Source organism: Roseibium sp. (assembly GCF_965233565.1).
Lineage (GTDB): Bacteria > Pseudomonadota > Alphaproteobacteria > Rhizobiales > Stappiaceae > Roseibium.
Map to the genome: position 1 here is coordinate 5,886,630 of NZ_OZ247494.1, position 14,178 is coordinate 5,900,807.

A 14,178-nucleotide genomic window follows, 5' to 3' on the forward strand; every position below is an offset into this window, starting at 1 on the left:
CACCGAGCTTCCCTAAGGTTGTCGGAAGGCAGAACTGGCACGCCAGTTGCTAACGCTGCTCAGCAAAAGCAACTCGAAATACATGCATCCCAAAACGACACAGAACCTTGAGAGAGGTGTTTCGATTTGGGACCGTCGTGGGAGAACGTTTTATGGATGCCAATATCAATGGTGCTTGGACCGACCTGCAGCAATGGCCGCTCATCGGTTTGCATGCGATCGTGATGGACGACGGTCGTGTGCTCACCTTCGGGACAGACGATCGAGGCATGCAGGGCGGGCAATTCATCTACGATATTTACGATCCCAGGACCGGGCAGCATCAGACACTTGAAAACACCACTCCGACGGACATCTTCTGCTCAGCGGCGATGATCATTCCCGGCACGAACAAGATCCTGATTGCCGGCGGTGACGCCAGACCCTTGGGTTCGGTCAATACGGGTGTCGCCGACGTGAACATCCTGGACATGGACACCGGAGAACTCTACCCGGCTCCTGACGGGGACATGGCCTTTCAACGCTGGTATCCGACCATGGTCAGCCTTCCGGACGGCAGAATGGTCATGTTGGGGGGCTCGGACATAAACGGCAGAGGCGTTTCCACTCCGGAAATCTATACCTATGGAGAAGGATGGACGACGCTGACGGGCGCCGTTGACGGCGAGATCGGAAGAAGCTCCTCGTATCCGCGAGCGTTCGTCAATGACGAAGGCGACATCGTTTACATGGCCACGGGGCGCGGGACCGATTCCGAAGTTGAGGTCATGAAGCTCAACGTGGACGGAAACGGGTCCCTGACCCAAATCGGTTCCGTGCCGTTCAGCATTGCCTGGGATGCACCAGCGGTGATGTACGAAGCTGGCAAGGTACTTGTCCAGGATGCCCAGACCGGCCTCTGGTCGATGGACATCAACGGGGATCAGCCGAATTTCACCCGCGTCGGGACACTGTCCCAGGAACGAAACTGGTCCAACATGACCACCCTTGCGGACGGGACCGTGCTGATCAATGGCGGGACCAGCAATGGCAACAGGGAAGCGGGCGCAGATCATACGGCTGTGATCTGGAACCCGGACGACAACTCACTGACCTATACGGTTGATGAGGACAATCCTCGCCTCTACCATTCCGCATCGGTCCTTCTGAATGACGGCACCCTTTTGTCGCTCGGCGGGGGCTCGGCTGGAATGGCTGAGAACAATTATCTCGACGGCCAAGTGTACCGTCCTCCCTACCTTTATGACGACAACGGTAATCTGGCTGACAGGCCGCTGGTCACCGATGCCCCGGAAGACGTGGACCCGGGGGAAACATTCACCATCACGGTCGATACCGCTTCGGATATTCAGCGTCTTACCCTGGTGCAGAACGGTGCGGCCACTCATGCGCTCAACATGGGGACCCGTATGGTCGAACTCGAGTTCACCATGGGGGAAGGCAATACGCTTCAGGTCACCATGCCTGAGCTGGCCGATGGTGTGTTAGCTGGTGCCTGGATGTTGTTTGCCTGGAACAGCGAAGGCGTTCCTTCGGTCGCGCCGATGATCAATGTCAATCCGGTGTTCGATACCGGTGGCAATCTCAATCCGGACAATCTGCTCGACAATGGCAGCTTCGAGGTCGCCGGAGTTGTCGAGACCTGGGAAACGCGAACCTATGTCCATGGCTGGGAATTCACCAAGCAAGGGATCGAACTCTGGCGCGATGGATACAATGGCGTCGCCGCTACGGACGGAAACACCTTCATCGAAGTCGATGACGCGCTCGGCGTGATCTCACAGTCCGTGACCCTCGAAGCTGGCAAATCCTACCAGCTGTCGTTCGACTACAGCGGTCGCCCCGGACATGTTGCATCTTCCGAACTGGAAGTGTTGTGGAACGGCGAAGTGATCGCGACCATCACGCCGCAGGATGATGTTTCAAGGCAGTACGATTTTACCGTCGTGGGTCTTGCAGGGGAAAACACCGTTGGCTTCCGGGCGAGACAAGCCGACACCGACACCGTTGGAGGGCTGCTCGACAACGTTGCGCTTGTCGTTGACCCGGACGGCGGTGAGATCAAGGAACAGATTACGGCGGAATACTTCAATGTTGACGCCAACAGGCTGTCAGACATCGATTTTGCAGGGGCGTCGCCGGTTCATACCGAAACAATGACAAGCATCGAGGAAACGACCGATGGAGCCTTCTACGAGGGCGGCAGAAGCGACTATTTTGCTGCTCGGTATACCGGCAGCTTCAAGGTTGTCGAGGCAGGGGTCTACACCTTTTATCTCAACTCCGACGACGGCTCCAACCTCTCGATCGACGGTCTGACCGTTATCGACAATGACGGCCTGCATGCGGCCAGGGAGGTCTCCGTGGACCTCTATCTGGACGCCGGCACACACGATTTCCAGGCGCTCTATTTCGAAAAGGCAGGCCTTGCGACGATGGAGCTCGACTGGTCCGGACCCGGGTTTTCCCGTCAAATCTTCGATGTCACGGGACCGACTTCGGTCACGCCGAACCCGAATCCACCGGCTACTGGACAGATCACGGCCGAATACTTCAATGCGGACGCCAACAGGCTTTTCGACATCGATTTCTCGGCGTCGGCTGCCGTCCATACGGAAACGATGACAAGCATCGATGAATCCACCGACGGCGCCTTCTATGAAGGCGGCAGGTCCGACTATTTTGCCGCACGGTATTCCGGTGGTTTCGAGGTTGCCGAGGCGGGCGTTTATACCTTCTATCTGAACTCCGACGACGGCTCCAATCTGTCGATCGATGGCATGGTCGTCATAAAGAACGACGGTTTGCATGCGGCGAGAGAAGTCTCTGTTGACCTCTATCTGGAGGCCGGGACACATGAGCTTCAGGCGCTCTATTTCGAGAAGGCCGGCCATGCAACCATGGAGCTGGATTGGTCCGGGCCGGGCTTTTCCCGTCAAACCTTCGATGCCACGGGGCCGGCAATGGTGACGCCGCTGCCGCCCGTCCTGGGGCAGATCACGGCAGAATACTTCGACGCTGATGCCAACCGGCTCTCCGACATCGATTTCTCAGGGACCTCACCGGTTCACACGGAAACGATGAAAAGCATCGAGGAATCCACGGACGGCGCTTTTTATGAAGGCGGCAGGTCCGACTATTTCGCTGCACGCTACACCGGCGACTTCGTGGTTGCCGAGGCAGGTGTCTATACCTTCTATCTCAACTCCGATGACGGCTCGAACCTGTCGATCGACGGTCTGACCGTTATCGACAATGACGGGCTGCATGCGGCCAGAGAGATCTCCGTGGACCTTTACCTGGACGCCGGGACGCATGATTTCCAGGCGCTTTACTTCGAGAAAGGTGGCCTAGCGACGATGGAATTGGACTGGTCCGGACCGGGCTTTGCCCGTCAGACCTTCGAGGTCACCGGCACCGGGGTCGAAACCGACCTGATCGTCAACGGTGATCTCGAAGCGCTTCCGATGACGTCCGGCACCTACTGGCAAGGTTACGCCAATGGCGAAGTGCCTGGATGGCAGAATGCGAGCGAAAACTACCTTGAACAGGTCACCTATGATGGAACCCAGGCGCTGGACCTGGATGCCCGTGGGGTTGCCGACATGATCTATCAGGATGTCCGGACTTCGGAAGGCCGTGTTTATGATCTGAATTTCGATGTCGTCAGGGCCGTTGACGGGACGTCCGATTTCGAGGTGCTTTGGAACGATGAGGTCGTCGCGCTCGTTTCTCCCTCGAGCGGCGAGAGTTTCAATTTCGAAGTTGTGGGCACCGGCGGCGACGACAGGCTGGCGTTCCGCGAGATTGCGTCCCAGAACAACTTCGATGGCGCTTACCTGGACAACATAGCCTTGTTACCAACCGACAGGGTTGTGCCGGCCACCGATCAGGCCCAGGAAGCCGGCTTTGCAGCGGCTAGGCTGGGCGATGATGTCGTTGTTGACTGGAGCGCCGACAATTTCGACGTCACCTACGACAATGACGAGATTGTCTTCAACGGCCAGCCTGCGGACGCCGACCTGGTCGCTTAAGGACCCTCTCGTTCGCGCAACAGATGGGACGCTGCAAATCCGCGCTGGTTTGCAGCGTCCATTGTTCTTTTGAGCGAATGAAATCACTCCTGCCGCCATGTGGAAAGCGCGTCAGCACTTCAGTTGCAGGAGTGGGCGATTTCCTTGTTCTCGACCCGAACCCTCGAAATGCTCCGGCTTCCGGAAACCGCGCCTTCTGGTCCATAAAGACCGGTTTGCGGGCGCCCGGTTCAGTACCGTGAAGGGCGCTTCGGATCTGCGTCGGCTGCCCTTGGGGGTAACCGTACCGCAGCGTACTCTTTTTTCACGATCCGGCCTTTCGCTCTCCGGAAAAAACTGCCAAACCCGCATCAAGGTAACCAGGGCGCTGATACCTGTCCGCCCGGTCGCGTGCGAACCACGGGGAAGGGCAGGGGCGCAGCCAGAGAGAGAAACAATGCCTCCGTATCGTTCCAGAACCTCCACCCATGGCCGCAACATGGCCGGTGCCCGTGGCCTGTGGCGCGCAACCGGCATGAAGGATGACGACTTCGGCAAGCCGATCATCGCAATTGCCAACTCCTTCACGCAGTTTGTGCCGGGACACGTCCATCTGAAGGATCTTGGCCAACTGGTTGCCCGCGAAGTCGAGAAAGCCGGTGGTGTCGCCAAGGAATTCAACACCATCGCCGTCGATGACGGCATCGCCATGGGTCATGACGGCATGCTCTATTCGCTGCCGTCGCGCGAAGTCATTTCCGACGCGGTCGAATACATGGTCAACGGCCACTGCGCTGACGCGATTGTCTGCATTTCCAATTGCGACAAGATCACGCCGGGCATGCTCAACGCAGCCATGCGGCTGAACATTCCGGTCGTGTTTGTCTCCGGTGGCCCGATGGAAGCCGGCAAGGTTGTGCTGGAAAACGGCGTTGAAAAAGCGATCGATCTGGTGGATGCCATGGTCGCTGCCGCCGATGACAGCATGTCCGATGCCGACGTGCTGGCGATGGAACAGAATGCCTGCCCGACCTGCGGCTCCTGTTCCGGCATGTTCACGGCCAATTCCATGAACTGTCTGACTGAAGCCCTTGGTCTGTCCTTGCCGGGCAACGGTTCGACGCTTGCGACCCATGCCGACCGCCGCCGGCTCTTTGTCGAGGCAGGTCACCTGATTGTCGACCTGGCCCGGCGCTATTACGAGCAGGATGACGAGAGCGTATTGCCGCGCAACATTGCCAGCTTCAAGGCCTTTGAAAATGCCATGAGCCTGGATATTTCCATGGGCGGCTCCACCAACACCATCCTGCATCTGCTGGCGGCATCCTACGAGGGTGAAATCGGCTTCACCATGGACGATATCGACCGCCTGTCCCGGAAAGTCCCGGTCCTGTGCAAGGTCGCGCCCGCGGTAGAAAACATCCACATGGAGGATGTGCACCGGGCAGGGGGCATCATGGGTATTCTGGGTGAACTTGACCGGGCCGGTCTGCTTCATTCCGACGTGCCGACCGTTCATGCCGCGACCATGAAGGACGCCTTGGCGCGCTGGGACGTCACCCAGACGAATTCGGAAAGTGTGCATGACTTTTTCCGGGCGGCGCCCGGTGGTGTTCCCACCCAGGTGGCTTTCAGCCAGGACCGTCGTTGGGACGAGCTCGACGTCGACCGCAAGTCCGGCGTCATTCGTGATCTCGACCATGCCTACAGCAAGGACGGCGGTCTTGCCGTTCTTTACGGCAACATCGCGGAAGACGGCTGCGTGGTGAAGACCGCCGGTGTCGATGACAGCATCCTGAAGTTTTCCGGACCGGCGCGGATCTTTGAAAGCCAGGACAGTGCCGTTTCGGCGATCCTGACCAACAAGGTGAAAGCCGGCGATGTCGTGCTGATCCGCTATGAAGGACCGCGCGGCGGACCGGGCATGCAGGAAATGCTCTATCCGACCAGCTATCTGAAATCCAAAGGTCTCGGCAAGGATTGCGCCTTGATCACCGACGGACGTTTCTCTGGTGGCACATCTGGCCTTTCCATCGGGCACATGTCCCCGGAAGCTGCCGAAGGTGGCGCCATCGGTCTGGTCGAGGAAGGCGATACGATCATTATCGACATTCCGAACCGCGTGCTCAAAGTCGACCTGACCGACGAGGAGCTGGCAACACGCCGTGCGGCGATGGAGGCCAAAGGCGAGGCGGCCTGGAAGCCGCTTGAGCAACGCAAGCGCAAGGTCTCCAAGGCGCTGCGTGCCTATGCCAAGCTGACCACCAGTGCAGCCAAAGGGGCGGTGCGCGAAGTCGATTAAGGCCTGAAAGCTCGTTTCTGTCAGAAAGGCGGGTGTCCAACCCGCCTTTTTTTGTCGCAGGCATTGTCAGACCGGGGAAGCTACCGCACATATCCGGCTAATCTTTCTCTTGGCCTTTGACCGGACCCTTCATGGACTCTCTTACGCAATTTGTTCTTGGCGCCGCTGTTTCCACTGCACTTCTTGGCAAGAAAATCGGCCCGCGCAAGGCTGCTCTTGTCGGCGGCGCGCTCGGTACCTTGCCGGATCTGGATGTTTTCCTGCCGTTTGACGATCCGATCGACAGCTTCGTCTATCACCGGGGCTGGAGCCATTCGATCTTTGTGCATGCCCTGGCCGCACCGGTGATCGGTGAGGGACTTGTCCGTCTTTTCAAGGGATTGCGGGACCAGCGCGTCCAGACCTACCTGGCCGTCTATCTTGTTTTTGTCACCCACGCCATGATCGACGCGATGACGGTCTATGGCACACGCATCTTCTGGCCAATCTATCCCGATCCCGTCGGGGTGGGGTCCGTATTCATCATCGATCCCATCTACACGCTGCCACTTCTTGGGGTGGTCATCTGGGCACTTTGCCGGGGCACATGGTCGGAACGGCTGGGGCGCTGGACAAAGGGCGCCTTGATCGTCACGAGCAGCTACATGCTCCTGTCCGCCGCCATTCAGCAATATGTGGAATGGAAAGCGCGGGACATGTTTGCAGGCAATGGCGGACAGCCGGAGCAGGTCTATGCGATTGCCGCGCCATTCAATATCACCCTCTGGAAGGTGATCGGTCTCGACCAGGACCGGTACCGGAACCTCTATGTGTCGCTGTTCGACGGGGATCAGCCGGCGGAGATCTATGAGCATCCCCGGAACCCGGATCTTTCCGCGTGTCTGGAGCGGAGCGAAGCCTATCAGAAACTGGACTGGTTCAGCCGAGGCTATTTCCGCTCGGACCTGATCGATGGCAAGCTTGTCCTGTCCGATCTGCGCATGGGCCTGACGCCCGGCTACGCGTTCCGTTTTGTGATCGGCGAGTTGGGCGAAAACGGCATTGAGCCCGTCGATCCCGAGCGTTTCGTGGATTCAGTGCGCGTGGAGGAGGGAGATTTCGACTGGTTGTTGACCCGCCTTCAGGGGCTTCCGGCGGAACGTGTGGCGGAAAGCCGTTCGGAGAGCGACGTTAAACTCGCCTCGCTGGACGGATGCCGGGCCAGCGCGGCTGTCTCTGACTGATTGTGCCTCCCGGACACTGCGGCGTGCAGGCCTCAGTTCTGAAGATCTGACTCAGACAGCGGCAGCAGCATTGTTCGGCTCATGAGCGCGTCGGGATCGTGGATCTCGGGGACCTGAGCGCAGTCCGGCGCCTGCGTTTCCTCCTGGGCAAGCGTACCCATCAGGTCGGCGCAAATCGGAATGGCGGACTGCCGTGTACCACCGGCGGCGACCGTCACGACGTCCAGAAGCGATCCGTCCGTCTCCTCAAGCGCATGCGAAAGATGTTTGGCAAAGAGTGAAATGGTCCGGTCCGCCGAATAGTTGGCAGCCTGTCCGGGTCCGGAAGAAATCACCAGGGCTTCCGGACGATCCTTGTGGTCGACATTATGCGTCGCCAGAAGCCCGATATCGACCGCATGCGGGTTGTTGGTGTCCAGGATCAGGATGACCTCACCAGCCGGGATCGTATGCAGCAGGGCCGCAAAGGCAGAGGCAGACATCCAGGTGCCGTCGCTGACGGCTTTCAGTGTCCCCTCAGGCGCCGCAGCAGCCCAGAGTTCCAGAACATAGCCTTTTGCGTCGTCGGCGCTTGCCGTCTCGGCGAGGCCCAGCGGCACGTTTGCGTAGATGATCAACCGGTCATTTTCGTTGAGCTGGTTGGACAGCTCGGTCGCCTTGAGCTTCAGGGCGGAGGCGCTTGCGCCCTCGTTGACAAGCAGATGCTGGTGCTCGGGACCGGCATCAAGACGTGGTGACAGGGCGGACAGCACCTTCTTCAGACTGTTCATGCAAACTTCAACCGACGGCACGTGCCAGGGCGGACACGTTCCGATGGCCAGCACATGGTTCTGCATGGAGCCGCTTTCCTGAGAAGCGGCCGAAACCGGCATGAGCACAAGTGCTGTGGCTGCCAGCTTGACGGCAACACCAATGGCAGTCGCCCACGAACGAAGCGCTCGTGACAGCTTCCAGAAGGCGCATTCGGCCATCGTGTCTCCCCAGATTCGATCAGCAGGATTCAACAACAATACTGGTTGCCGGTGAAAACCGGCTAAATCCGGCTGCGTATTTCCATAGAACTCTGTTGCAGTCTGTTAATCAACTTTCTTTTGAAAGAATTGAAATCACAAGCACATCTGCGGCAGAAACCCGTCGGCTCTACCGAGCCAGTTCAATATACTTGCCGCTACGTCAAATCAGGGTCAGGCGTTCAACTGTTTCAACCGTTCGATAATCTGCTGGGTGTCGTCCGTCAGGGTGCCCGTATCGGCTTTGCCGACAGCAGTGACCATGCCGATCATGTCGGGCAGCGTGTCGCGACCGCCAAGAGCCACCGTGCGTTTGATCAGCCTGCGGATCATGTCGTCCGGGTTGGAGCTCTGGTTGGCGAGCCACTTTGCGAAGAGAAACAGTTCTTCCGCCTCTCGGAAGGACATTCCGAAGACAGTCGTCAGCTGATCCAGGATGGCATCCTGTTCGGCCTTGGAAATCCCGCCATCGGTCTCAGCGACAAGCACGAGAAGCGCAGCACCTGTCACGCGCGGGTCGTCTACACCTTCACTCGGGTGCTGGTTGGCACGGGTTCGAAAACCGAAACGGCGAGCGGCGGCCTTCACGTCCTGTGCGGCTTCCAGCACGACACGTGTGCTGTCGGCAGCGACGCGAATGCGATAGATCCAGAAAGCGGCGGCGCCAGCAATGGCAACGACGGCAAGTAAAATATGCAAGGGAAAGCTCCTTCAGAAAACTGAGAAGAGCTTTACCCTATTTCTCAGATTTAACCGTGACAAAAATCACAATGCTTCGGCAGGTTGGCGTTCCTTGGCGGAGACCAGCCGGCTAACAACGTTCTCGATGATCTTGTGACCGGCGTCCTGATCCAGCGACATGATCGATTCGGGGTGGAACTGAACCGCAGCGATCGGCTCCTTCTGGTGTTCAAAGCCCATCACGACCCCGTCTTCCGTTTCCGCGGTCACGCGGAGATCGGCTGGCAGGCTGTCCCGCTTGGCGTAGAGCGAGTGGTAGCGGCCGACGATAACCGGAGCGTTCAGACCTTCAAACAACACCGAATTGCCGGAAACAGAAACCGGAGACGGCTTGCCATGCATCGGCACATCCAGCTGTCCGAGTTCCGCGCCGAAATACTCCCCAAGCGCCTGCAATCCGAGGCAGACACCAAAGATAGGCAGCGCCCTGGAGCGGGCTCTGCCAATGGTGGCCGCACAATCGAAATCCTTCGGATTGCCCGGTCCGGGCGACAGGACGACAAGGTCCGGATTGACGTCATGGAAGACATGATCCGCAACGGGCGTGCGGTAGGTGACGACGTCGGCCCCGGTCTGACGGAAATAGTTCGCCAAGGTGTGCACGAAACTGTCTTCGTGATCGACCAGCAGGATTTTCAGGCCTTCACCGGGCTTTCTGACCTCAGCCTGTTCCGTTGTCTTCGTCGCAAGGCCGGCTTCGCGGACGGCCGCACGCATCGCTTCCGCCTTCAGCTCCGTTTCTGCCTCCTCGTCTTCCGGAACACTGTCGTAGAGCAGGGTCGCTCCGGCCCGGATCTGCGCCAGGCCGTCCTTGATGCGGACTGTCCGGAGCGTCAGGCCGGTGTTCATGTCGCCGTTGAACAACACAGCACCAATGGCGCCGCCATACCAGGCCCGCGGCGACTTTTCATGGTCCTCAATGAATTGCATCGCCCAGCGTTTCGGAGCGCCGGTGACGGTCACGGCCCAGGTGTGCGACAGGAACGCGTCGAGCGCATCCATGTCTTCGCGCAGGATGCCCTCGATATGGTCCACGGTGTGGATCAGCCGCGAATACATCTCGATCTGGCGACGGCCGATCACCTTGACCGATCCGGGCACACAGACGCGGCTCTTGTCGTTGCGGTCGACATCGGAACACATGGTCAGTTCCGCCTCGTCCTTGGCGGAATTCAGAAGCTTGCGGATCTGGGCTTCGTCTTCAATGGCGTTCTTGCCGCGCCGGATCGTTCCGGAGATCGGGCAGGTCTCGACCCGGCGGCCGCCGGTCACCCGGACATACATTTCCGGCGAGGCACCGACGAGATATTCGGCATTGCCAAGATTGAAGAAGAACGAATAGGGGGAGGGGTTGATCTGGGCAAGGCGCCGGGAGACGGCAGACGGCGGATTGGCACAAGGCTCGTAGAACGTCTGGCCCGGAACGGTTTCAAAAAGATCGCCACGGCGGAAATAATCCTTGGCCTTGTGCACCAACTTGGCATATTCGCCGGGTTCATGATCGCCACGCCCGGGGTCGCGGTTTGCCGGCGTATACTGGTGTTTCTCGCCGGTCCGCTCCAGTCCTTTTGTGGTGCGGCCGCCGACGACAAAATCGTATTCCAGCACGTAGGCGCGCTTGCCGTGGTGATCGACGATCAGTATTTCGTCGGGAAGAAACAGCACCACGTCGCGCTGGTCGCCGGGACGGTCGAGCTTCAGGTCAATCGGTTCGAACTGGAAGGCAACGTCATAGCCGAAGGCACCATAGAGGCCGAGCTGATCGTCGTCGCAGGCAAACATCTCCTTCATCGCGCGGACGATGGAGAAGGTCGACGGCTGGCGCGAGCGCTCCTCTTCGTTGAACAGCCTGTCAGGCACTTTCACCGTCAGGTCAATGCGGCTGTCATCGGCCTCGAAGCTGGCCACATCTGGATGAGATTTCAGCGTCTGGGCCACTGCCGGCAGGATGACCTTGCCGCGGTCGTTGAGCGCACGGATCTCCACCCGGCGGTCAGCGGCTTCCAGCACCAGCGGCGGGTTTACGAGCGCCATGTCCCAACGGGTATAGCGGCCCGGATATTCATAGGAAGACGACAGCACCGCGCCGAGCTCGGCGTCGAGACGGTCGATCCATTCGGACGTGCCCGCTTCGTAATTGGAGGGGCGTGAGGTCCGCAGGATCGTGATCCCGCTCGGTGTTTCAAAGGTCTGGTCTGCCAGGGCCGGCATGGTGTTGTGTCCCGTTCTGGTGGCTGCCTTGGAGCTTCTGGCGGCCTTATAATGCACCAAGGCCGCCAGCGGTATCCCGCGGCGGCCTTTGGTAAAATCTTTGATCCGTTCAGAGCATGACTGATCGCTGGCCGCCTATTTTGCGCCGCGCCACCACCATGCTGCTTTCAAGACCATCTTCATGGACAAGAGCCTTAACGGAAGGGGATGTGGTTGGCAATGGGTTTGTTTTTTGGCAGCTGCGATACCGACGGTGAGCGTCAGTCAATCACGGTCTCTTCGCTCGCATGGACCTGTACCCAATCCTGTAGGCCGTATTTCTCCATGATTGACTGAAGTTCTCCGGACTTGCGAAGTCGTTTCATACCGTTACTAAGCGCCCTGGCGATGTCGTGTGAAGGGGCCTTTGCAGGCGACAGGGCGAGATAGAGATTATCTTCGGTGAAAGTCTTTTCGAGCCGGAACTGATCGCCAATCCCCAATTCCGTTGCCTTGTAAGCGAAGGAGTTCACGTCTTCGACAATCATGTCCAGATGGCCGGCAAGAAGCGTCCTGATGTTCTGCTCAAGAGCCTTTGCACCGCCCGCGTAGCGCCGTTCGGCAAACCGCTCCATCTGCAATTCGATGTCGTCGCCATAGGCATAGTCGATGATCAGGCCGACTTCCTTGCCCTTGAGGGAACTCGCCTCATCGTAGCGCCACGGATCGTCCTTGCGCACAAAAAGACCGATCGTATAGCGCCCTTGGGGTTCGCTCGGGAAAACAAAGCCAGTCGCTTCCTCAGGCGTGCCGGCATAAACACCGTCATATTGGCCCTTCCGGGTCATCAGCAGCGCGCGGGCCCAGGTGATCTGCTGATAGTCGACCTGATAGCCGAGCGGTTCCAGGATCGCTTCGGCGATTTCGACCATGTAGCCGGGTTTTTCCGATCCTGGTGCGCAATTGACCGGGCACCATTCGTCGGCGGCAAAGGTCAGCGTCTGGGCGGTTGCAGCTCCGACCGTCATCAGGCTCATGCCGAGCGCGAACAATGCTCCAAGGCGTTGGTTCACGAGCACACTTTCTGTTTGTTGTTTCTTTGCGCGCTAGTCTAGCGCGTCATTTGCGGAAAACCATGCGCCTTTGGGCGGTCCATCCACGTCTTTTGTCGTGAAATGCTTGACCCATTGAGCAAGATGCCGTCTTTGCGCAGCAGCAACACCAAAGGACGCATTTCAGAGCTTGAAGCGCGTTTCATTGGGGCATGGTCTTGCGGACAGGCGGCAGTGAGGGGCGGATGGAACATTACGAACTGATCGTGATCGGCAGCGGGCCGGCAGGCCGGCGAGCGGCGATCCAGGCGGCAAAATTCGACCGCAAGGTGTTGGTTGTTGAGCGTGGCCGCCGTGTCGGTGGCGTATCCGTCCACACTGGCACAATCCCGTCCAAGACCTTGCGGGAAACGGTATTGAACCTGACGGGCTGGCGCGAACGCGGCTTTTACGGCCGCTCCTACCGTGTAAAGGAAGACATCACGGCCGCGGATCTCAGAGCACGTCTGCACATCACGCTCGACCACGAAGTCGAGGTGCTGGAGCATCAGTTTGCCCGCAACAAGGTCGATACCATTCGCGGCGAGGCCAAGTTCATCGATCCGCATCGCATCGAGGTGGAAGGCGAGGCGGGCGAGATCCACACGTTCTCGTCGGACAATTTCGTGATTGCAGTCGGCACCAAACCTTTCCGGCCCGACTATGTGCCCTTCGACGGGGAATATGTGCTCGACAGCGACGAAATCCTGGAGCTGAACGAGTTGCCACGTTCCATCGCGGTCATCGGAGCCGGTGTGATCGGTGTCGAATATGCCTCGATATTTTCCGCGCTCGATGTCCACGTCACCCTGGTGGAACCGCGCCAAACCATGCTGGATTTTCTCGACACGGAGCTGGTCGCGGATTTCACCCATCAGCTGCGCGACCGCGGTATCGCATTGCGCTTCGGCGCCAAGGTGGAGAAAATCGAAAAACACGGCCCGGGAGAATGTGAAATCACGCTGGAAGGCGGGCGCTGTGTCCGCTCCAACGTGGTTCTGTTTGCGGCCGGACGCATGGGCGCAACGCCAGCGCTCGCACTTGATGCCTGCGGCCTGGAAACCGATCATCGCGGCCGGCTCAAGGTCGATCCGATGACGTTCGCCACAAGCGTCCCGCACATCTATGCCGCCGGTGACGTCATCGGTTTCCCGAGCCTGGCTTCGACCTCCATGGAACAGGGCCGGATTGCAGCGTGCCATGCACTTGGTGAAAAGGCCTATGACCCGCCGGAATATTTCCCGTATGGCATTTATGCCGTCCCGGAAATCTCGACTGTCGGCATGACCGAAGAAGAGATCCGCGAGCGGGGGATCCCTTATGAATGCGGCGTGGCCCGTTTCCGCGAGACGTCCCGTGGACATATCATGGGGCTCGACACCGGAATGTTGAAGATGATCTTCTCGCTGAAGACCAGACGCCTGCTTGGCTGCCATATTGTCGGCGAAGGGGCAACCGAACTGATCCATATCGGTCAGGCGGTGCTCAACCTGCGCGGCACCTTGGAATACTTCGTCGAGAACACCTTCAACTATCCAACGCTTGCAGAAGCCTACAAGATCGCTGCACTCGATGCCTGGAACCGAATGCCGCCGCTGGAGTGCTAGC

Annotated in this window: 8 protein-coding genes; 4 read left to right on the forward strand and 4 right to left on the reverse strand. The window is 58.9% G+C overall.

Annotated elements, in window-relative coordinates:
- Positions 1 to 152 precede the first annotated feature (152 nt).
- From ACO6TG_RS26840 to ACO6TG_RS26850, 3 genes are all read left to right on the forward strand, one after another.
- Positions 153 to 4,034, forward strand: coding sequence for a PA14 domain-containing protein (locus ACO6TG_RS26840; protein WP_422376007.1), 3,882 nt, complete (start codon positions 153 to 155; stop codon positions 4,032 to 4,034).
- A 436-nt stretch (positions 4,035 to 4,470) separates the two neighbouring features.
- On the forward strand, positions 4,471 to 6,315 hold the full coding sequence (ilvD, locus tag ACO6TG_RS26845) for a dihydroxy-acid dehydratase (protein ID WP_422376008.1): 1,845 nt from the start codon (positions 4,471 to 4,473) through the stop codon (positions 6,313 to 6,315).
- Positions 6,316 to 6,446: 131 nt separating this feature from the next.
- Positions 6,447 to 7,538: a metal-dependent hydrolase gene (locus ACO6TG_RS26850; protein ID WP_422376009.1), complete on the forward strand. Its 1,092-nt coding sequence runs from the start codon at positions 6,447 to 6,449 to the stop codon at positions 7,536 to 7,538.
- Between the two features lie 32 nt (positions 7,539 to 7,570).
- Here the strand turns inward: ACO6TG_RS26850 and ACO6TG_RS26855 are convergent, their stop codons facing one another.
- From ACO6TG_RS26855 to ACO6TG_RS26870, 4 genes are all read right to left on the reverse strand, one after another.
- On the reverse strand, positions 7,571 to 8,509 hold the full coding sequence (locus ACO6TG_RS26855; RefSeq protein ID WP_422376010.1) for a hypothetical protein: 939 nt from the start codon (positions 8,507 to 8,509) through the stop codon (positions 7,571 to 7,573).
- Between the two features lie 213 nt (positions 8,510 to 8,722).
- Positions 8,723 to 9,247 (reverse strand): TerB family tellurite resistance protein, encoded by a 525-nt coding sequence (locus ACO6TG_RS26860; protein WP_422376011.1) that lies wholly within the window; start codon positions 9,245 to 9,247, stop codon positions 8,723 to 8,725.
- 66 nt (positions 9,248 to 9,313) lie between these two features.
- Positions 9,314 to 11,500, reverse strand: coding sequence for an anthranilate synthase component I (locus ACO6TG_RS26865; RefSeq protein WP_422376012.1), 2,187 nt, complete (start codon positions 11,498 to 11,500; stop codon positions 9,314 to 9,316).
- Between the two features lie 260 nt (positions 11,501 to 11,760).
- Positions 11,761 to 12,552, reverse strand: coding sequence for a substrate-binding periplasmic protein (locus tag ACO6TG_RS26870; protein WP_422376013.1), 792 nt, complete (start codon positions 12,550 to 12,552; stop codon positions 11,761 to 11,763).
- A 224-nt stretch (positions 12,553 to 12,776) separates the two neighbouring features.
- Between ACO6TG_RS26870 and sthA the strand changes: the two genes are divergently transcribed.
- Entirely contained in the window at positions 12,777 to 14,177 is a 1,401-nt protein-coding gene (gene sthA / locus ACO6TG_RS26875; RefSeq protein WP_422376014.1) for a Si-specific NAD(P)(+) transhydrogenase, read from the forward strand.
- Position 14,178 lies beyond the last annotated feature (1 nt).